We start from the raw sequence: 19,978 nt of genomic DNA, 5'->3' as shown, positions 1-19,978 counted from the left end.
GTCATCCTTCCGGTCCCCGCCCTCAGGGGATCGCCCTCCACCAGCGCGTTGCGCCCGTGGGGGCATTTGTGCATTGAGCCGCCCTTGCTTATGTCTGGGGCAGAACGACCGACCGGCGCAGGAGGCCGAGACATGTTTGAAAACCTATCGACGCGTCTCTCTGGCGTCTTCGACCGGCTGACGAAACAGGGTGCCCTGTCCGAAGAAGACGTCAAGACCGCCCTGCGTGAGGTGCGCGTCGCCCTCTTGGAGGCCGACGTCTCCCTCCCGGTCGCGCGCGATTTCGTCAAGGCTGTGCAGGACAAGGCCACCGGACAGGCTGTCACCAAATCGGTCACGCCCGGCCAACAAGTCGTCAAGATCGTACATGACGAACTGGTGCATGTGCTGCAAGGCGACGGCGACCCCGGCGCACTGAAAATCGACAACCCACCGGCACCCATCCTGATGGTGGGCCTTCAGGGGTCGGGCAAAACCACGACAACAGCCAAGCTCGCCAAACGCCTGAAAGACCGCGAGGGCAAGAAGGTGTTGATGGCCTCGCTCGATACCAACCGCCCGGCCGCGATGGAGCAACTCGCCATTCTGGGCGCCCAGATCGGCGTCGACACCCTTCCCATCGTCAAGGGCGAATACCCCGTCGCCATCGCCAAACGGGCCAAGACACAGGCGTCCTTGGGCGGCTACGACGTCTACATGCTTGACACAGCCGGACGCCTGCACATCGATCAGGAGTTGATCGCGCAGGCCGCCGCCGTGCGCGACGTGGCGCAGCCGCGTGAGACGCTCTTGGTGGTCGATGGGCTCACCGGTCAGGACGCAGTGAACGTTGCCACCGAATTCGACGACAAGATCGGCGTCTCAGGCGTGGTTCTGACACGGATGGACGGCGACGGGCGCGGCGGGGCCGCCTTGTCCATGCGCGCGGTCACCGGCAAGCCCATCCGCTTTGTCGGTTTGGGTGAAAAGATGGACGCGATCGAAACGTTCGAGCCCGACCGCGTCGCAGGCCGCATCCTCGGGATGGGCGACATCGTCGCCCTTGTCGAAAAGGCCCAGGAAACCATCGAGGCCGAGCAGGCCGAAAAGATGATGCGCCGCATGTCCAAAGGTCAGTTCAACATGAACGACCTCAAGATGCAGCTCGAACAGATGATCAAGATGGGCGGCATGGAAGGGATGATGGGCATGATGCCCGGCATGGGCAAAATGGCCAAACAGGTGCAGGAGGCAGGCTTCGACGACAAGATCCTGCGCCAGCAGATCGCCATGATCCAGTCGATGACAAAAAAGGAACGCGCCGCGCCGCAGATCCTGCAGGCCAGCCGCAAGAAACGCATCGCCAAAGGGTCGGGCATGGAGGTCTCGGACCTCAACAAGCTCCTCAAGATGCACCGCCAGATGTCCGACATGATGAAAAAGCTCGGCAAGGGTAAAGGCGGCATGATGAAACAGGCGATGAAGGCGATGATGGGCAAAGGCGGCATGGACCCCGCCGCCATGGCGCAAGGTATGGACCCCAAAGCGCTCGAAGCGGCCGCCAAACAAATGGGCGGTGCGGGCAAGCTTCCGGGCCTGGGTGGCGGCATGGCCTTGCCGCCCGGCCTCTCCGGCTTCGGCAAAAAGAAATGACCCGCCCTTTCTTCTCTTCTCAAATACGGCTGTCCGCCACCGGTGCTGCGCGCGACGAATTGCGTCGCATCCGCCTTTCCGTGGCATCAAGTGTCGCGCGGCAGCGCGGCTTTCGGATCCCGTTCACGCTGCGATGACGCCCCTCTCCACCCATATCCCCCGGATCGAGACGGCCCGTCTGATCCTGCGCGGCCACGAGGCACGCGACTTCGCGGCTTTCGCCACCATGCTCGCCGACCCGCGCATGAAATACATGGGTGGCCCGTTCAACCGCGATGCGGCCTGGGACTATTTCGCAAACAACAGCGCCAACTGGTGCCTACACGGCTTCGGCGCCTGGACGCTTACCGATAAAGAAGACCGTTTCTTGGGCGATATCGGCATCCTCAAACCGGATGCCTTTCCCGAACCCGAACTGGGCTGGAGTCTGGGCGCCTCCGCCGAAGGCAATGGCTACGCCCAGGAGGGCGCCCGGGCCGCACTGGATTGGTACTGGGCCGCCTCTGACGCGCCGAGCATCGTCAGCTATATCACGCCCGGCAACACCCGGTCCGAAGCGCTGGCTACATGTCTCGGCGCCACGCCAGACCCGAACGCTCCCTTGCCGCGCGGTGAGACCGCGGATGACACCACAGTCTACCGTCACCGGAGGCCGCAATGAGTGCCGCCGCCCAGCTGACCACGCGACGCTTGTGCCTCCGCCAACCTCGGACCACGGATCTCGGCGCCTATACCAGGTATTGCGCATCCGACCGCTCGCGCTTTGTGCGCGGCCCGTTTACCGCTCCCGAAGCGTTTGACACATTCGCAGCCATCATTGGCCATTGGACGCTGCGTGGCTTTGGCCGTTACGTGATCGCTCAAAACGGCGCCCCGATCGGTCATGTCGGCCCACTGGCGATGGACGAGCGGCATCCGCCTGAATTCACCTGGACGCTCTGGACCGCCGATGCCGAAGGGCATGGCTTTGCCACCGAAGCCTGCCGGGCAGTCCTGACTCATCTTTTTGCCGATCTCGGCTGGTCAAGCGTGGTGAGCTACATTGACGCCGAAAACCATGCCTCTCGCGCGCTGGCCTTGCGGCTGGGCGCCAAATCGGATCCTGCGGCAGCTGTGCCGCTGCCGGGCTGCGTGGCCTTTCGGCGCTGTGCAGAAGGGTTGCGGACATGACCGCTCAGATCACCATCCCCCGACTGGAAACCGACCGCTTGATCCTGCGGGCCCATACGCTGAGCGATTTTCCGGACGTGGCCGCGTTTTATGCCACGGATCACTCTAAATTCGTGGGCGGGCCGATGACACCCGAATTGGCTTGGCGCAGTCTTGCGATGGAAGCCGGTCACTGGCTGCTGCGGGGCTTTGGCCGCTGGTCCATCATTGAAAAGGCAAGCGATCAATGGATCGGGATCACCGGCCTGTGGTATCCTGAAGGCTTCCCGGAACATGAGCTGGGCTGGGATCTGGCGGAACATGCCACCGGCAAGGGGTATGCCACCGAAGCCGCGCGTGCCGCGCGTGCTTATGCCTATGACACACTGGGCTGGACCACTCTGATCAGCCTTGTGGCCGAGGGCAACGATGCCTCCGCCGCCGTCGCAACCCGATTGGGTGCAAGGCCAGATGGCCGATTTACCCATGAGCGGTTCGGCGCGATGAACGTGTACCGTCATCCAGCCCCCGAGGCTCTGGCATGAGGGTAACACTCTCGCCCCCAACCGTTCTGCAGACGGACCGCTTGTCGCTGTGGCCGTCCAATGAGCTCACCTGGTGGCTGATGCCCAACGGACGTGGCCACGGCTATGCGACCGGGGCCGGCCGCGCGGTGTTTGTCCTGCCAAGGGAGGACGCATGATGGCCCCTTACACACCGCCAGAGCAGACCTCGCCAGACGAGCGCGCCGCCCGCATGCGCGCCATGATCCCGCAGATCCAGACACCCCGCCTGACGCTGCGCGCGCCCAAGCTGGACGATCTGCCGACGCTCACCGCCTTTTACCGGACCGAGCGCAGCCATCTGGTGGGAGGTCCTCTCGACGCGCGCGCCGCGTCGCGGGTCATGGCGGGCACAATCGGCCAGTGGGCGCTGCGCGGCTATGGCATGTGGTACATTGCCGGTCGGGCAACGGATGAGGTGCTGGGCTGGACCGGCATCCTCTTCGCCCCCGGGTGGGCCGAGCCTGAACTGGGCTGGACCGTGTTCCCCGAGGCCGAAGGCAAGGGTCTCGCGTTCGAGGCCGCCCTTGCCGCCCGCGACTATGCCGCCGCCCATCTCGGGATTCACCGCCCGATCAGTTACATCGAACCGGTCAATACCCGCTCCATTGCACTGGCCGAACGGTTGGGCGCGGTGCGTGAAAGCACCGGCGCGCTCTTGGGCAAACCCTGTCTGATATACCGGCATCCCGCGCTGGACGATGACGGTAGTGTGGAGGCCTACGCATGACCTCCCCGCATGAGCGCGCGCCACACACCCATGCGCGCCCGTCCATCCTTGAAGCAGTGCCTGCGCTCAAAACAGCTCGCCTGGCACTGCGCCCGCCGATATTGCGGGACTTCCAGGTTCTGCTCGACATCGAAGACAGCCTTGCCGATACCGATCTGCGCTCGGACAACCGCGAAGAGGCATGGAGCAACTTCATGCAGATGTCCGCCACATGGGTTTTGCGGGGCCACGGCTGGTGGACGGTCGAAGACAGCGCCGGTGCGTGTGGTTTCGTCGGGCTGGGCTTTGAGCCCGGCGACCGCGAGCCGGAGCTGGGCTATCTTCTCACAGCGCCCGCGCGCGGCAAAGGCTATGCGACCGAAGCCTCTCTCGCGGCCAGGGGCTGCGCGCGTGACCTGCTGCATCTGCCATCCCTTGTCAGCTATGTCTCGGATCGCAACACCGCCTCGCAAAACGTTGCCCGCAAGCTGGGTGCGAAACGCGACGCGGAGGCTGAGGCCGCCCTGGGTTCGGACACCACGCAAGTCTGGCGCCACTGGGGACCGGAGGCCGTGCGATGACCGACCTTGCGATCCCCACTCTGGAGACCAACCGCCTGATCCTGCGCGGACCGGAACCGCAGGATTATCCCGATTTCAAGGCCACCTTCACCTCCTACCGGGCGCGGTTCATGGGCGGGCCGCTCAACGCCTACGAGGCCTGGATGCTCTATGCCGCCGAGATCGGCCACTGGGCGATCCGCGGTTATGGCATGTGGATGATACACGATAAGCAAACAGACGAGACCTATGGCATGGCCGGTGGCTGGAAACCCGCCAAATGGCCCGAGACCGAACTGGCCTGGGTGATCTGGCCCGGCGCCCAGGGCAAAGGCTATGCGTTGGAGGCAACCCATGCCGCGCGCGCCCATTTCTATCGCAATGGCTGGGACGGAGCGGTCAGCTATATCGACCCCAAGAACCTCGACAGCATCCGGCTGGCCGAACGGCTCGGTGCCACCCCGGACAAAGGCGCGCCCTCGATCGACGGCAATGACGTGGTCTATCGCCACCCCGCGCCCGCTGCGCTGGACGGCACCCAGCTGGCCCATGGCATTGACATGGAAATTGCCCATTACGCCGATCCGCTCTTTAAACCGAAAGGCTACGCTCTTGACTGACACCACCACCCGCGCGGCAGCACTTCTCGCCGAGCACCGCGAGAGCATCGACCGGCTCGACGCGATCCTGATCTATACGCTGGGCGAGCGGTTCAAGCACACCCAGTCCGTCGGCAAACTGAAAGCCGAACACGACCTTCCCCCGTCCGATCCCGCGCGCGAAGCCGCTCAGATCGCACGGCTTGAAGACCTGGCGAAACGAGCCGATCTGGACCCCGAGTTCGCCAAGAAGTTCCTCCGCTTCGTGATTGACGAGGTCATTCGCCACCACGAGCAACACCAATCGTAGGGCGGGACTTGTCCCGCCTTCGCCATCAACCCCTCACCGGCGGGACATCCCCGCCACCGCCATTCAAAGGAGAGATTCACCATGGCAATGAAAATCAGACTGGCCCGCGGCGGCTCGAAAAAGCGTCCCTTCTATCGCATCGTGGCCGCGGACAGCCGCATGCCGCGCGACGGCCGCTTTATCGAAAAGCTGGGCACATATAACCCGCTTCTGCCCAAAGACAGCGAAGACCGCGTCAAGATGAACATGGAACGCGTTCAGTACTGGCTGGATCAGGGCGCCCAGCCCACCGACCGGATCTCGCGCTTCCTCGAAGCCGCGGGCACCATCGACAAAAAGGAGCGCGCCAACCTCAAGAAGGGGGAGCCCGGTCAGAAAGCCAAGGACCGCGCCGAAGAAAAAGCCGCCAAAGCGGCAGAGGCCACCCAAGCCCCCGCCGAGCAAGAGGCCGCGAGCTGAATCGCGCGCACGACTGTGTGAGGCGCTTTGCAGGCCTCGACAAATGATCTGGGGCAGGCCACGTTTTGACCATGTGGCCTGCCATTTCAATTCAGGCCCCGCGCCGCGTCATGCGCCCGGGGGAATGGGACCGGAATGTCTGATCTGATCTGTGTCGGTGCGATCGGCGGCGCCTATGGCGTTCACGGCGAGGTGCGCCTGAAGAGCTTTTGCGCAACCCCGTCCGACATCGCCGATTATGCGCCACTGACCAGCGAGGATGGCGCGCGCCATTTTACCCTTTCCCTGACACGTCCGATCAAGAACGGCTTTGCCGCACGGGTGGCCGGCGTGACCACCAAAGAACAGGCTGATGCTCTAAGCGGCACCCAGCTTTATGCCCGGCGCGACCAGCTCCCATCGCTTCCCGATGATGAGTTCTACTATGCCGATCTTGTCGGCCTCGAAGTGGTCGATACCGGTGGCGCGCTTCTGGGACATGTAAAATCCGTACAAAACCATGGCGCGGGCGATCTTCTGGAACTGCATGGCCCCGGCCTACCGTCAACGGTATTGTTGCCCTTCACGCGCGCGGCCGTCCCGACCGTGGATCTGGACACCGGCCGCATTGTCGCCGACCCGCCCGAAGGTCTGATCTGACGTGCCCCGGCGCATTGTCATACATGCCGGGTTCCACAAGACCGGCGCGACGGCCATTCAGCAAACGCTCAAGCTGAACCGACCCCTGCTCAAACCGGTGCTGCGCAGCATTCTGCCACCAGGTCTGCGCGACGTGATCGGCACCGCGCGCGAGGTTTCGGGCACCGACGATGCACTTGCGCGTGCCACCTTTCACAGGCGGTTCGGCGCGTTCCTGTCGGATCTGCAACCGATGCCACGCCGAATTCTGTGCCTGTCGGCGGACGGGCTTTCAGGCCAGATGGCCGGACGCCCCGCCACACCCAGCTACAGCGCTGCGGTGCCGCTGGCCCAGCATATGGCCGATTGCGTCAAGATCGCCTTTCCCAAGACCGAACTGGTTTTGTTCTATACGACCTGTGCCGCTCAAGACTGGTTGCGCAACGCCTATTGGGAGCATGTCAAATCCTCATCCATGACAATGGATTTCGACGCTTTCACCACACGGTTTCAGGGTGCTGCCAATCTCGATGCGGTCGTCGATGAGATTGCGGCGGCCACACAGGTGCGGGTGGAGCGTGCGCAGTTTGAAGATAACCTGGAAAGCCCCTTTGGCCCGGCCACACCACTCCTGGACCTCTGCGACGTACCGCAGGACCTGCGCGACCGGATGACCCGGCCAGAACCTGCCAATCCGATCGCAGATCCGTCGATCCTTGAGCGTATGCTGGAGGTGAACCGCACCATCACGGGAACTGAACAACGCAGGGCAGCCAAGCAAGAGATCTTCAAAGGTGCGGATGGAGCCGGAACATGACAGAGACCCCGCGTGCCAGGGCCCGCAAGACCATTCGGATCAGTGCCCAGCCCCGGGAGTTGATGACGGAAACGCCGGATCTGCACGGCGTATGGAAGGCCAATGTCATCACGCTTTTTCCCGAGGCCTTTCCAGGCGTGCTGGGCCTCAGCCTGACGGGCAAGGCCCTCAAAGAGGGGCTGTGGCAACTCCATATTCACGACCTGCGCCGGTTTGGCATCGGCAAGCACCGCAATGTCGATGACACGCCAGCCGGCGGTGGCGCGGGCATGGTGCTGCGCGCGGATGTGGTTGGTCCTGCAATCGAAGAGGCCATGCAAGGCGCACGGGGCCACTGGCCGCTGATTTACCTCAGCCCCCGGGGCCGCCGGGTGGATCAACCCCTGGCCCAGTCGCTCGCGCGGGCCGACGGCGTGACCCTGATCTGCGGACGGTTCGAGGGGCTGGATGAGCGTGTGATCGCACATTATGGCATTCAGGAAATCTCGCTTGGGGATTTTGTGATGACCGGAGGCGAAATCGCCGCCCAGGCGCTGATCGACGCCACCGTGCGGCTGATCCCAGGGGTCCTGGGCAATGCCGCATCGACCGATGAGGAAAGCTTTTCCTCCGGACTTCTGGAGCATCCGCAATACACACGCCCAGCCATATGGGGGGGCCATGCGATCCCCGATATTCTGCTGTCGGGCAACCACCAGAAGATCGCAGAATGGCGCCGCGCCCAGTCTGAGACGCTGACGCAGTCTCGGAGACCGGATCTGTGGGCGAAGTACAAAAAGTAGGGCGGGACTTGTCCCGCCACGCCTGGCCGGCGGGACAAGTCCCGCCCTACTCCTGCCCTGCGCCACCGGGTGAGCCGTATCAGTGAGATCATAGGATCAGCACAGTTCTGTACCGGACCCGGATCACCGGGACCCGGTGCTCGAAGTGTAACGCTCGTTCAGAAGGTGCCGCCGGAGGCAGATCGCTCCCACACCGCGCTGGATCGCGGGACCAACCTGGACGGTTCCGTCGACCGCCTGATGAAACGCCGCATCTGACGCGATCCGAAGCGCCATGCGACGTGCTCCGGATTTCCTCTTGATCGCACGGGGCATCCCGCCTAAACACCGCCGGGACAGAGTCGCCTCGCGCGGCTCTGTTCCCTTCGGATATGGTACCTTCTTCGGGACCCGCGCGTATCCGGGGACATCGCGACAAGGATATGCCGACCTGCATCTCTGGCGGGCTGCTCCAAGGGGGCGGGACCCGGTGAAGACCAAGAGCTCTGAGGCGCACCAAACCTTCGTGGATCAACCACGAGCATATAGGAGTAGATCAGATGAACCTGATCGCAGAGATCGAGGCGGAACAGATCGCCGCCCTGGGTAAAGAGATCCCGGACTTCAAGGCCGGTGACACCGTCCGCGTCGGCTATAAGGTGACCGAAGGGACGCGCAGCCGGGTGCAGAATTACGAAGGTGTCTGCATCGCCCGCAACAACGGCAAAGGCATCGCCGGGTCGTTCACCGTTCGCAAAATCTCGTTCGGCGAAGGCGTGGAACGTGTGTTCCCGCTCTATTCGACGAATATCGAAAGCATCGAGGTTGTCCGTCGTGGCCGTGTCCGCCGCGCCAAGCTCTACTATCTGCGCTCGCGCCGGGGCAAATCGGCCCGGATCGCCGAAGATACCCGTTACAAGCCGCTCTCGGGCGCCAAGGCATAAGGACTGGACCGATGAAAAAAGAAATCCACCCCGATTATCACCTCATCGACGTCAAGATGACCGATGGCACCATCGTCCAGATGAAATCAACCTGGGGATCGGAAGGCGACACGCTCTCGCTGGATATTGATCCTTCGGTTCACCCGGCCTGGACCGGCGGCTCGTCGCGTCTGATGGATACCGGCGGCCGTGTGTCGAAGTTCAAAAAGAAATACGAGGGTCTGGGTTTCTGAACCCGCTTCATATTCGTTCGGAGAACGCCGCGCTATTTGCGCGGCGTTTTTTTGCGAAATGTGAGAACTATCGACGATACTCCGCTGGCAACGCCCCGCATCGGAACCCGCCTGCAACGCCTCAGGCGAATGGATCGTTGGGATATCCCACCGCAGCCAGATAGAGCCCGTATGGCGGGCAAACTGGACCACAGGCGGCACGATCCTTTGCCTCCAGAGCGCGGCGCACGTCCGCTGGGGTCCAGGTCCCCGCACCGACCCGCTCCAGCGTACCGACAAAACTGCGAACCTGATTGTGCAGAAACGACCGCGCACGCACGTGAAAGTGGATTTCGGGGCCTGAGAACCCTTCAACCCGTTGCACCCGCAAGGCATCCAGCGTCTTGACCGGGCTTTTTGCCTGGCAGATCGAACTGCGGAACGTGGTAAAATCGTGGTTGCCGATCAGCATATCCGCGCCTTGCTGCATCGCGTGAACATCGAGCGGATGCGTGATCTGCCAGACCTGGCCCGCATCATGCGTCGCAGGCGCGCGACGTTCCAGAATGCGAAAGAGATAACGCCGCTCGACCGCCGAGAACCGCGCGTGCCATGCGTCCTCCACCTGCGCGCAGGCCAGGATCGAAACCGGGTTGGGCTTGAGATGATAATTCAGCGCCTCCGACAGCCGGAACGGATCCCAGTCGCGCGCCATATCGCAATGGGCGACCTGGCCCAGCGCATGCACGCCCGCATCCGTGCGCCCGGCAGCCGCAATGGTGTGGTCACGTCGTTCAAGCCGCGCAAGGGCGGCCTCGATCGCGCCCTGGACCGAGGGTTGATCGGCCTGCCGCTGCCACCCGGCAAACGGGGCACCGTGATATTCGATTTTCAAAGCGTAACGGGGCATGGCACTGCCAGCTAAACCGATGATCGGGCCGGGGCAAGGGTACGCAGCGTGCCCGCCACCCCGAGCCCGGGGGAATTCCCAGTTGGGCTTCCCACTGGTATCCTTGGATCCTGATGCCTATTTTGGCGAGAAGACAAAGGTAGGAATTCGGTTTGGTCATTTCCACACTCGCCGACACGCTGGTCCGGGGCGTCGAAGAGGCGAGCGACCGGATTTCAGGCGCGTTCTTTGAACCGGTGATCCGGCTGGGCGTGACGGGGCTGGCACGCTCGGGCAAGACGGTCTTTATCACTTCGCTGGTCGCCAACCTTCTGGATCGCGGGCGCATGACCGGATTGGTCGCAGCAGGCGAAGGGCGCATCAGCGCCAGTTTCCTGCAACCCCAGCCCGACGATACGGTGCCCCGGTTCGACTATGAGACCCATCTTGCGGCCTTGACAGGCGCCGCACCGCATTGGCCCGACAGCACCCGCGCGATCTCGGAACTGCGCCTGTCGATGCGTGTCAAACCCGCGGGGCTGCTGGCAGGGTTGCAAGGGCCGCGCACGATCCACCTCGACATCGTGGATTACCCCGGTGAGTGGCTGCTCGATCTGCCCCTTCTGGACAAGAGTTTTGAGGATTGGTCGGGCGACGTGCTGGGGCGAACCCAAACGCGCGACATGGCGGCGGGGTTTCGCGATTTGCTGTCGGACGCTAAGCCCGATGTGCCCCATGACGAAGGCCCTGCCAAAGCGCTTGCCTCGGCATTCACCGGCTATTTGCAGGCCGCGCGCGATGCGGGATTTTATGATTGCACACCGGGGCGGTTCCTGCTGCCGGGCGATCTGGCGGGCTCTCCCGCTCTGACCTTTGCGCCGCTACCCGGACCGCGCGGCCCGCGCGGTTCGATCTGGCGGGAGTTCGAACGGCGGTACGAGGCCTACAAGGCGAAAGTCGTGCGCCCCTTTTTCCGCGATCACTTTGCCCGGATCGACCGGCAGATCGTGTTGGTCGATGCGCTGGGCGCAATCCACAAAGGGCCCGAAGCGGTCGAGGATATGCGCCACGCAATGGCCGATATCCTGGCCGCGTTCCGCCCGGGCAGAAACGCCTTTCTCAGCCAGCTCTTGCGGGGCAAACGGGTTGAACGGATCCTGTTTGCCGCGACCAAGGCCGATCACATCCACCACAGCCAGCACAGCCGCCTGACCGCCATCATCGAAGCACTGACGCGGGAGGCCCGCGACCGCGCGGGCTTTGCCGGAGCGGAAACAGCGGCGATGGCAATCGCCGCGATCCGGGCCACGACGGAAGAGACGCGCGATCATCAGGGCACAGCCCTCGACATGGTGCGCGGCACGCTGCAAGACACTGGCAAACAGGCCGCTCTATACCCTGGTGAGTTGCCCAAGGATCCCGGCCAGTTGCTGCGCCCCGCCCGCGATGGCGCGCAAACCTGGCTGGAGGTCGATTTCGAGGCGATGCGCTTTGCCCCTGCGGTGCTATCGCTGAAACCGGGTTACGGCCCGCCGCATATCCGGCTCGACCAGGCCGCCCAGTTTCTGATCGGAGATCGGTTGTGACGGGGTTCTTCCTGCGTCCCGCGCGTCCGACCGATGCGGGCCGCACCGGCGCGATCCTGTCGGCTTTCATTGATCATACCGATTGGATGCCGCGCATCCACACCCGGGCCGAAGATCTGAGCTTTGCCGCCGATATGATTGACCGCGGCTGGGTCACAGTGGCCGAGACGGCGGGCACGGTGGTCGGGTTCTCTGCGCGCGAAGCCTGCATGGTACATGCGCTTTACGTGGATGCGCGCGCGCGCGGAAAAGGCTGCGGCGGGGCTCTGCTCAAGCAGATGCAGCGGGCGACAGACACGCTGACGTTGTGGACATTTCAGCACAACACCCGCGCGCAGGCGTTCTATCGGCACCACGGGTTTGCCGAGATGGAACGAACCGATGGCGCGGGCAATGATGAAGGGTTGCCCGATCTGCGAATGGGCTGGAAAAGGGGCAGGATATGACCACACCAAAAGGTCCCGTGATCATCGACCTGGAGGAGGCATCGCCCGCCCCCAGCGTGACCGAAGCCCCACCTGTCCCGGATGCCGCCGCCCTGCCCACAGGAGAGGCGATGCAGATCGCCGCCAGATTGGCCGCGCGCAGGCCATCGCGGCTCGCACGATGGTTCTGGGGCTTGCTGACGGCGCTGTTGGGCGCGGTGATTTCGGTGGCGGCGTGGGATTTCGTGACCGGACTTTTGGACCGTGCCCCGCTCTTGGGTTGGGCAGTCACCGCTGTGTTCGCGGCATTTCTGTTGGTCCTCGCGGTGATTGGCGTCCGCGAGATGGCCGCCTTTGGCCGATTGTCACGCATCGACGATCTGCGCCGCGCCGCCGATGACGCCATCGCGGCGCAGGATCTGGTCGTCGGCCGCCGCGTCGTTGCCCGGATGACCCGTCTTTATGCAGCGCGCGAGGAAACCCGTTGGGGCCGTGATCGGCTGGCAGAGGCGCAGAGCGACATGTTTGACGCCCCCGCGCTGCTGGATCTGGCCGAGGCGGAACTGCTGGTCCCGCTCGACAAGATGGCCAGCCGCGAAGTCGAAGCCGCCGCCCGTCAGGTGGCCACCGTTACCGCCCTTGTACCGCTGGCGCTGGCGGACGTGGCGGCAGCCCTTGTCGCCAATCTGCGGATGATCCGCCGGGTTGCCGAGGTCTATGGCGGCAGATCCGGGGTTTTGGGCTCTTGGCGGTTGACGCGCGCGGTCCTGACCCATCTTGTGGCGACAGGCGCTGTGGCGGTGGGCGACGATATGCTGGAACCGGTTCTGGGCGGTACGATCCTTGGAAAACTCTCGCGCCGGTTTGGCGAAGGTTTGGTGAACGGCGCGCTGACTGCACGGGTGGGTGTGGCCGCGATGGAAGTCTGCCGCCCCCTGCCCTTTTCCGAACGCCGCCGCCCCTCGGTCCGGGGGATGGTGAAAAACGCGCTGACCGGGCTAGTTCGCCTCAAAACCAGGTAGAAGGTTAACGATATGGAAAGCTTTGCGGCCGATCTGGCAACCATGGTGCGGACCCCACTGACCCCCGCTCATGTGGCGGAGATGCGGAAAGTGGGGCGCGAGGTCACCCTCAAACCGGGCCAGATGCTCCAGGAGCCGGGCCAGCCGATGACGGTCTTTCCCTATCTGGTGGAGGGCGAGCTCGAGGCGATCGACCCCCGTACCGGCGCCCGCACCGGCAATGCGACGCTGGGTCCGGGGCAGTTTTTCGGCGAGCTGGGCTTTCTGACCGGCGGTGTGGCGCTGATGGGCAGCCGTGCGGTGGTGGCCTGCCGGGTCCTGTGTGTGCCGCGCGCCGAGATGTTGCAACTGATGTCCGATATCCCTGAGATGAGCGATATCATCATCACCGTCTTTGCCGCCCGCCGTCGCCGCATCCTGGAGAGCCGAGAGGCCGGACTGACGCTGATCGGCGGCGAGACCAATCGCGATCTGCGACGCATCGCCAGCTTTGCCGCGCGCAACCGGATCCCGTTTCGCGAGCTTGCGCTGGACAGTGACGAGGCGCGCGATCTGGCCGCTCAATGCGGCATTGCCGAAGCGCAGCCGGGGGCCATCTTTGGCCGCGACCAGAAGATCGACCCGCCCACGCCGCGCGCTGTGGCCCGCGCACTGGGCCAGGATCTGGAGATTGCGGCGGGCGATGTGGTCGATGTGGCCATCGTAGGCGGCGGCCCAGCCGGGGTGGCGGCGGCGGTCTATGCCGGGGCAGAAGGGCTCAGCGCCCTGGTGCTTGAGGATATCGCGATTGGCGGCCAGGCCGGAACTTCATCGCGGATCGAGAATTACATGGGGTTTCCCACGGGCATCTCGGGCGGCGATCTGGTCGGGCGCGGCGAGGTGCAGGCGCTCAAGTTCGGCACCCGCTTTGCCACGCCGCGCCGGGCCGTGGCGCTGCGCCAATGCGACGAGAAACTGTTTCACATCGAACTGGATGACGGCGTCGAGGTCTCGGCCCGCGCGGTCATCGTTGCCACGGGCGTGCAATACCGGCGCTTGCCGCTTGAGGGGCTTGAGCGGCTCGAAGGTGCGGGCGTCTACTATGCCGCGACCGAGGTCGAGGCGCGCTGGTGCCGCGACAGCGAGGTCGCGGTGATCGGCGGCGGCAACAGCGCCGGGCAGGCAGCGATGTATCTCAGCCGCACCGCGCGCCACGTGCATGTTCTGGTGCGTGGCAAGACGCTGGCTGCGTCGATGTCGGACTATTTGCTGCAACGGCTGGAGGCGCATCCGCGCATCACCATCCATCTGTGCACCAGCGTGACCGAACTGCATGGCCAGAGCATGCTGGAGGGTGTGACGATCCACGATACGCTGTCGGGGCAGAACTGGCGGCTGAACACCGGGGCGCTCTTTGTGATGGTCGGGGCGGCGCCCAATACCGGGTGGCTCTCGGGCCTTGTCGATCTGGACCCACGCGGATTTGTGCAGACGGGCGCCGCGGTCGGGCAATCGTCCTCCTTTGCCACCTCGCACCCGGGCATCTATGCGGTGGGCGACGTGCGCGCCGGATCCGTGAAACGCGTGGCCAGCGCTGTGGGCGAAGGCTCGGTCGTGATCTCGGATGTATGGGCTTTCGTAGGCGGCTGAGCGATTGATTCAGCGCAAGGCGCGCCAAAAGAACCTAGGGCAGACTGGCGGAAAAGCCAGCACAAGTGCCCGCCATGTCAGACCACAGCCACGATCCCGCCGATATCCGCGCCCGTATTGCAGCGCCGCCGGGGCGTGGTCTTTTGCGCGACATGATCTATGGCGGTATCGACGGGTCGGTGACAACCTTTGCCATCGTGGCCGGGGTCGCGGGGGCGGGCTTGCAGCCGGTCATCATCGTGGCGCTGGGTCTGGCTAATGTGCTGGCCGACGGCTTTTCCATGGCGGCGGGCAATTACTCGGGCACCAAGGCCGAACTTGACAATATACGCCGCATCCGCCGGATCGAAAACGCCCATATCGACCGCAACCCAGAAGGCGAGCGGCAAGAGGTGCGCGAAATCCTGGCGTTGAAGGGGTTGGAAGGGGAGGTGTTGGAGGATGCCACCAGCGCAATAACCTCGCGTCGCGAAACATGGGTCGCGCTGATGCTGGAGGGCGAGTACGGGTTGGGGGGCGTCGATCCGCACCCGATGGCCGCGGCGCTGGCCACATTCGCGGCCTTTCTGGTGGCCGGAATGATCCCGCTGTTGCCCTTCATCGCCGGGATGGGCCCGGACGCGTTTCGCTGGTCCGCAATCATGACGCTGGGGGTGTTCTTTGGCATTGGCGCGACCAAGAGCCTGTGGTCGCTGTCGCCCTGGTGGCGATCGGGGGCCGAAACGCTGGCCATTGGCGGCGTGGCGGCGGCGCTGGCCTATGCGGTGGGCACGCTTTTTCACCCCTAGACGCAGGCCATGGCGGAACACCAGGCGATCCGGCTAGACTGCCCGCGCCGGACCGGATCGTCACTATCGGAGCAGGGAACCGTGCAGGACCGCCACAGACTTTCGCATCGCAGCGAGGCCCAGTTCGATCCCGCGAACTGGACGAAAGAGGGTGACGGGCTGATGGCCTCTTCGCGCAAGATGCGCGCCGTCTGGGCGGAACATCGGGCAAATTTCGCCGACACCATCGCGCAGCACATGACAGGCTCCACCCGGCGGAGTGACGATTGGCCGTTGCTGACGGGCTTACCGCGCGCCTCAATGCTGCTGCTGGGATACGCCGCTGAAATGTATCTCAAGGCCGGGATCGCCAAGGCCTATCGCAACTGCGCCACTTCGATGTTCGAGCGGGACATCAAACATCGGTTCGGACACAAGCTCGTTGAAATGGCACAGGAGGTTGCGTTTCGCCTGACCGCTGACGACCGCCAAGGACTGGACGGGCTCAAGGATATGGTTCTTGTCGACGCGCGCTATCCGGTGTTCGTTCCCGATGGGGCGACCTATGCCACCACCGTGAACGCACAGACCTCACGCATCTGGTCGCAAGACGGCTATGACACGCGCGTCGCACTGGTCGGGCGCATCTGCGACCATGTGGCGCTGATAGATGCCGACAGCTCGGACGCTGCCTCTTTTGGATCCTTCACACTGGACGGGGACGGTTATCTGGCGTTCCGCACCGGCGGGCATCTACCGCCCCGGATCACCTACAGGGTCAGTTCAGATATGCGACCGGCTGGCGAAACGGCCCCGGCGGATGTACGCGCGCTGCTGAACGGGGCCCGGTTTCGCGAGGTACAGCGTTACTGGGACCGGGCCTGGATCTATGAGGACGGTATCAGCGCCACCGGGCGGCCAAAAACATACAGGCGGCAGAGGCCATCCCCAGGCTAGTATCTGTCTTGCCTCGCACACGCTGCCATCACGTCAAGGGCGCGCCGCGTGCGGTCAGCGCCCCACCCCTTGCCCCTTGCACCCCTCGCGCCTATAACCCGCCACATGACCCCGCACCGCGCGATCATTATCCGAATTATATCCCCGGCGCTCTGACCTGATGAGACGCCGGGCAAAGGTGTTTGAGTGTTCGCACCGCCCTCCCCCTCTCTCCCCCGATACGATCTGATCCGAAGGACGCCACCGATGTGCGCCGAGACACCTGACTACAAAGATACACTGAACCTGCCAAAAACCGATTTCCCCATGCGCGCGGGCCTGCCCAAGCGCGAGCCCGACTGGCTGGAGCGGTGGAACCGCATCGGCATATATGACCGGCTGCGGGACAAGCAGGGGCGCGAACCCTTCACGCTGCATGACGGCCCTCCTTACGCCAACGGGCATCTGCATATCGGCCACGCGCTGAACAAAACCATCAAGGACATGATCGTCCGCAGCCATCAGATGATGGGACACGACAGCCGCTATATCCCCGGCTGGGATTGCCACGGCCTGCCGATCGAATGGAAGATCGAGGAACAGTATCGCAAGAAGGGCCGGGACAAGGACCAGGTCCCGATCAACGATTTCCGCGCCGAATGCCGCAAGTTCGCCGAGGGCTGGGTCGATGTGCAGCGCGAGGAATTCAAGCGTCTTGGGATCACCGGCAACTGGGCCGATCCCTATCTGACGATGGATTTCCACGCCGAGCGCGTGATCGCCGAGGAGTTCATGAAGTTCCTGATGAACGGCACGCTTTACCAAGGTTCCAAGCCCGTGATGTGGTCGCCCGTCGAACAGACCGCGCTGGCCGAGGCGGAGGTCGAGTATCACGACAAGGATAGCTTCACGATCTGGGTGAAATTCCGGGTCGCCAAATCCAAACCTCTTCCTTTGTCGGACATTCAGGATTTGGTCCCTGATGAGATCTTTTCGGCCTTCGAGTCGCCGGAAAACGCGGAAAGATACCTTAAAAGCAATCAGGATCTTGCGGGTGTGTATGTCGTCATCTGGACCACAACCCCATGGACCATGCCGTCGAACAAGGCGGTTGTCTTTGGCAATGACGTCAAATACGGCCTTTATGAAGTCACTGGCCGACCTGAGGATTGCTGGGCGCGGATCGGCGATCGCTACATCCTTGCCGACAAAATGGCGGGCGACGTGCTTGGCCGTGCGCGCCTCGATGACACCATGTGGCGGCGGTTGCGGGATGTGTCGCCCGATGAACTGAAAGAGCTCAGCCTGTCGCACCCGCTGGCCGGGAAGGAAGGATCAAACGGCGAATGGGACGATCTGCGCGATTTTCGTGCCGCCGATTTCGTCAGCGATGAGGAAGGCACCGGCTTTGTGCACTGTGCGCCCTCCCACGGGATGGAGGAATATGAGCTTTATCGCGAATTGGGCATGTTGGAGCAGGTCATCACTTATAACGTGAACCCCGATGGCCGGTTCCGCGATGATCTGCCGTTCTTTGGCGGCACGGCGATCCTGAAGCCCAATGGCAAGGAGGGCAACGCAAACAAGGCGGTGATCGACAAGCTGGCCGAGGTTGGCGGGCTCCTGGCGCGGGGCAAGATCAAGCACAGCTATCCGCATTCCTGGCGCTCCAAGGCGCCGGTGATCTATCGCAACACGCCGCAATGGTTCGCGGCCATCGACAAACCGGTGGGCGACGGCCTGGATCAGCATGGCACCACCATCCGACAGCGCGCCCTGACCGAGATCGACAACGTCAACTGGACGCCCAAATCCGGGCGCAACCGGCTTTATTCTATGATCGAACAGCGTCCCGACTGGGTGCTCAGCCGCCAGCGCGCCTGGGGCGTGCCGCTGACCTGCTTCACCAAGAAAGGCGCATTGCCCACGGATCCCGATTTCCTGCTGCGCGACCCGAACGTCAACGCCCGCATCGTGGAGGCGTTCGAGGCCCAGGGCGCCGATGTCTGGTATGAGGACGGCGCCAAGGAACGGTTTCTGGGCAATGATCACAACCCTGACGACTATGACCAGGTAAAAGACATCCTGGATGTCTGGTTCGACAGCGGCTCTACCCATGCCTTTACCCTGCGCGACCGCCCCGACGGGACCGAGGACGGGATCGCGGATGTATATATGGAAGGCACCGATCAGCATCGCGGGTGGTTTCATTCGTCATTGCTGCAATCGGTCGGCACCACGGGCCACGCGCCCTATCGCAATGTCGTAACCCACGGCTTCACGCTGGATGAAAAGGGCATGAAGATGTCCAAGTCGCTGGGCAACATCATCGCCCCGCAAAAGATCATCGACCAATATGGCGCCGATATCCTGCGGCTGTGGGTGGCACAGACCGACTATACCGGAGATCAGCGGATCGGGCCGGAGATCCTCAAAGGCACCGCAGACAGCTATCGCAGGCTCAGAAACACGATGCGGTTCATGCTGGGATCGCTTGCTGATTTCAGCGAGGCCGACCGGATCGACCCCACCGTGATGCCCGAGCTGGAGCGCTGGGTTCTGCACCGGCTGGCTGAACTGGATACCGAGGTGCGCGAAGGCTATGCCGCCTTTGATTTTCAGGGCGTGTTCCAGGCGCTGTTCAACTTTGCAACTGTGGAGCTGAGCGCGTTCTACTTCGATATCCGCAAGGACGTGCTGTATTGCGATGGCGACACGGTTCGCCGACGCGCGGCACGCACGGTGCTCGATATCCTCTTTCATCGGCTCACGACCTGGCTGGCCCCGATCCTTGTGTTCACCATGGAAGAGGTCTGGCTGGAGCGGGCTCCGGGCGACGAAAGCTCGGTCCATTTGCAAGATATGCCTGCGCCTCAGCCTGACTGGCTGAACGACGGGCTGGCCGCGAAATGGGCCGATGTCCGGCGCGTGCGCAGGGTGGTCACGGCAGCGCTGGAGATCCAGCGCCGCGACAAGGTGATCGGCGCCTCGCTGGAGGCCGCGCCGGTGGTTCATGTGCGTGATCCCGATGTGCTCGCTGCGCTGAAATCTGTCCCGTTCGAGGATATCTGCATCACGTCTGATATCTCGCTGACCGAGGATCCGATCCCGGCTGAGGCGTTTCGGATGCCCGAAATCGAAGGAGTCGGTGTGGTCTTTGAAAAGGCTGATGGCGAGAAATGCCAACGGTGCTGGAAGATCCTGCAGGATGTGGGTCGACATAGCCACCCGGGCGTCTGCGCACGCTGCGCCACGGCGCTGGGCTAAGCCTCCCCTTCTTTCAGTATCCGCAATGAACCAGCAGGCGTACCCGGCCGGGATCCTCCGACGCTCGATAATCGGACGGGACCCGGCGATCAGCCGGACCGGGTCAGGTCTTGCATGTACGGGC

Annotated in this window: 22 protein-coding genes; 21 read left to right on the top strand and 1 reads right to left on the bottom strand. The window is 63.5% G+C overall.

Translation table 11 applies throughout. From position 1 onward, the window contains the following. The first annotated feature begins 132 nt into the window (after positions 1-132). The 14 genes from ffh to rpmE all read left to right on the top strand — a co-directional run bounded on the left by ffh (position 133) and on the right by rpmE (position 9,354). Complete coding sequence (gene ffh / locus HEP69_RS09955; protein WP_290558362.1) at positions 133-1,632, top strand: signal recognition particle protein; 1,500 nt, start codon at positions 133-135, stop codon at positions 1,630-1,632. A 133-nt stretch (positions 1,633-1,765) separates the two neighbouring features. Next, a complete protein-coding gene (locus HEP69_RS09950) occupies positions 1,766-2,293 on the top strand; it encodes a GNAT family N-acetyltransferase (RefSeq protein ID WP_290558361.1) in 528 nt (175 codons plus the stop codon). Next, a complete protein-coding gene (locus tag HEP69_RS09945; protein ID WP_290558360.1) occupies positions 2,290-2,802 on the top strand; it encodes a GNAT family N-acetyltransferase in 513 nt (170 codons plus the stop codon). The genes HEP69_RS09950 and HEP69_RS09945 overlap by 4 nt, the downstream gene beginning before the upstream one ends. Then, positions 2,799-3,326 carry a GNAT family N-acetyltransferase gene (locus HEP69_RS09940; RefSeq protein ID WP_290558359.1) on the top strand — a complete coding sequence of 176 codons (528 nt, stop codon included), beginning with the start codon at positions 2,799-2,801 and terminating at the stop codon, positions 3,324-3,326. The genes HEP69_RS09945 and HEP69_RS09940 overlap by 4 nt, the downstream gene beginning before the upstream one ends. A gap of 154 nt (positions 3,327-3,480) precedes the next feature. Beyond that, positions 3,481-4,074, top strand: a complete 594-nt coding sequence (locus tag HEP69_RS09935; RefSeq protein WP_290558358.1) for a GNAT family N-acetyltransferase — start codon at positions 3,481-3,483, stop codon at positions 4,072-4,074. After that, complete coding sequence (locus HEP69_RS09930) at positions 4,071-4,634, top strand: GNAT family N-acetyltransferase (protein WP_290558357.1); 564 nt, start codon at positions 4,071-4,073, stop codon at positions 4,632-4,634. Before HEP69_RS09935 ends, HEP69_RS09930 begins: the two co-directional genes overlap by 4 nt. Continuing rightward, on the top strand, positions 4,631-5,233 hold the full coding sequence (locus HEP69_RS09925) for a GNAT family N-acetyltransferase (RefSeq protein ID WP_290558356.1): 603 nt from the start codon (positions 4,631-4,633) through the stop codon (positions 5,231-5,233). The genes HEP69_RS09930 and HEP69_RS09925 overlap by 4 nt, the downstream gene beginning before the upstream one ends. Then, positions 5,226-5,522 carry a chorismate mutase gene (locus tag HEP69_RS09920; protein WP_290558355.1) on the top strand — a complete coding sequence of 99 codons (297 nt, stop codon included), beginning with the start codon at positions 5,226-5,228 and terminating at the stop codon, positions 5,520-5,522. Before HEP69_RS09925 ends, HEP69_RS09920 begins: the two co-directional genes overlap by 8 nt. Before the next feature lie 81 nt (positions 5,523-5,603). Next, positions 5,604-5,981, top strand: coding sequence for a 30S ribosomal protein S16 (rpsP, locus tag HEP69_RS09915; RefSeq protein WP_290558354.1), 378 nt, complete (start codon positions 5,604-5,606; stop codon positions 5,979-5,981). 135 nt (positions 5,982-6,116) lie between these two features. After that, entirely contained in the window at positions 6,117-6,620 is a 504-nt protein-coding gene (rimM, locus tag HEP69_RS09910; RefSeq protein ID WP_290558353.1) for a ribosome maturation factor RimM, read from the top strand. Position 6,621: 1 nt separating this feature from the next. Continuing rightward, a complete protein-coding gene (locus HEP69_RS09905; protein ID WP_290558352.1) occupies positions 6,622-7,416 on the top strand; it encodes a hypothetical protein in 795 nt (264 codons plus the stop codon). After that, complete coding sequence (gene trmD / locus HEP69_RS09900) at positions 7,413-8,198, top strand: tRNA (guanosine(37)-N1)-methyltransferase TrmD (RefSeq protein WP_290558351.1); 786 nt, start codon at positions 7,413-7,415, stop codon at positions 8,196-8,198. The genes HEP69_RS09905 and trmD overlap by 4 nt, the downstream gene beginning before the upstream one ends. A 539-nt stretch (positions 8,199-8,737) precedes the next feature. After that, the gene (gene rplS, locus HEP69_RS09895; protein ID WP_290558350.1) at positions 8,738-9,121 is read left to right on the top strand and encodes a 50S ribosomal protein L19; all 384 of its coding nucleotides are present in this window, start codon (positions 8,738-8,740) and stop codon (positions 9,119-9,121) included. An 11-nt stretch (positions 9,122-9,132) separates the two neighbouring features. Then, positions 9,133-9,354, top strand: a complete 222-nt coding sequence (gene rpmE, locus HEP69_RS09890; RefSeq protein ID WP_290558349.1) for a 50S ribosomal protein L31 — start codon at positions 9,133-9,135, stop codon at positions 9,352-9,354. Between the two features lie 121 nt (positions 9,355-9,475). Here rpmE and truA read toward each other — a convergent pair whose 3' ends face one another. After that, entirely contained in the window at positions 9,476-10,243 is a 768-nt protein-coding gene (truA, locus tag HEP69_RS09885; RefSeq protein WP_290558348.1) for a tRNA pseudouridine(38-40) synthase TruA, read from the bottom strand. Between the two features lie 152 nt (positions 10,244-10,395). Between truA and HEP69_RS09880 the strand changes: the two genes are divergently transcribed. The 7 genes from HEP69_RS09880 to ileS all read left to right on the top strand — a co-directional run bounded on the left by HEP69_RS09880 (position 10,396) and on the right by ileS (position 19,854). Continuing rightward, the gene (locus tag HEP69_RS09880) at positions 10,396-11,808 is read left to right on the top strand and encodes a YcjX family protein (protein ID WP_290558347.1); all 1,413 of its coding nucleotides are present in this window, start codon (positions 10,396-10,398) and stop codon (positions 11,806-11,808) included. Next, positions 11,805-12,254: a GNAT family N-acetyltransferase gene (locus HEP69_RS09875; RefSeq protein ID WP_290558346.1), complete on the top strand. Its 450-nt coding sequence runs from the start codon at positions 11,805-11,807 to the stop codon at positions 12,252-12,254. Before HEP69_RS09880 ends, HEP69_RS09875 begins: the two co-directional genes overlap by 4 nt. Further along, the gene (locus HEP69_RS09870; protein ID WP_290558345.1) at positions 12,251-13,255 is read left to right on the top strand and encodes a TIGR01620 family protein; all 1,005 of its coding nucleotides are present in this window, start codon (positions 12,251-12,253) and stop codon (positions 13,253-13,255) included. The genes HEP69_RS09875 and HEP69_RS09870 overlap by 4 nt, the downstream gene beginning before the upstream one ends. 12 nt (positions 13,256-13,267) lie before the next feature. Beyond that, positions 13,268-14,884 carry a cyclic nucleotide-binding domain-containing thioredoxin-disulfide reductase gene (locus HEP69_RS09865; protein WP_290558344.1) on the top strand — a complete coding sequence of 539 codons (1,617 nt, stop codon included), beginning with the start codon at positions 13,268-13,270 and terminating at the stop codon, positions 14,882-14,884. A gap of 74 nt (positions 14,885-14,958) precedes the next feature. Continuing rightward, entirely contained in the window at positions 14,959-15,672 is a 714-nt protein-coding gene (locus HEP69_RS09860) for a VIT1/CCC1 transporter family protein (protein ID WP_290558343.1), read from the top strand. A gap of 9 nt (positions 15,673-15,681) precedes the next feature. Then, on the top strand, positions 15,682-16,608 hold the full coding sequence (locus HEP69_RS09855; protein ID WP_290558342.1) for a hypothetical protein: 927 nt from the start codon (positions 15,682-15,684) through the stop codon (positions 16,606-16,608). A 246-nt stretch (positions 16,609-16,854) separates the two neighbouring features. Next, the gene (gene ileS / locus HEP69_RS09850; protein WP_290558341.1) at positions 16,855-19,854 is read left to right on the top strand and encodes an isoleucine--tRNA ligase; all 3,000 of its coding nucleotides are present in this window, start codon (positions 16,855-16,857) and stop codon (positions 19,852-19,854) included. Positions 19,855-19,978 lie beyond the last annotated feature (124 nt).

This window comes from Aestuariivita sp. (assembly GCF_021404545.1).
Lineage (GTDB): Bacteria > Pseudomonadota > Alphaproteobacteria > Rhodobacterales > Rhodobacteraceae > Aestuariivita.
This window is presented reverse-complemented; position numbering and strand designations above follow the sequence as displayed.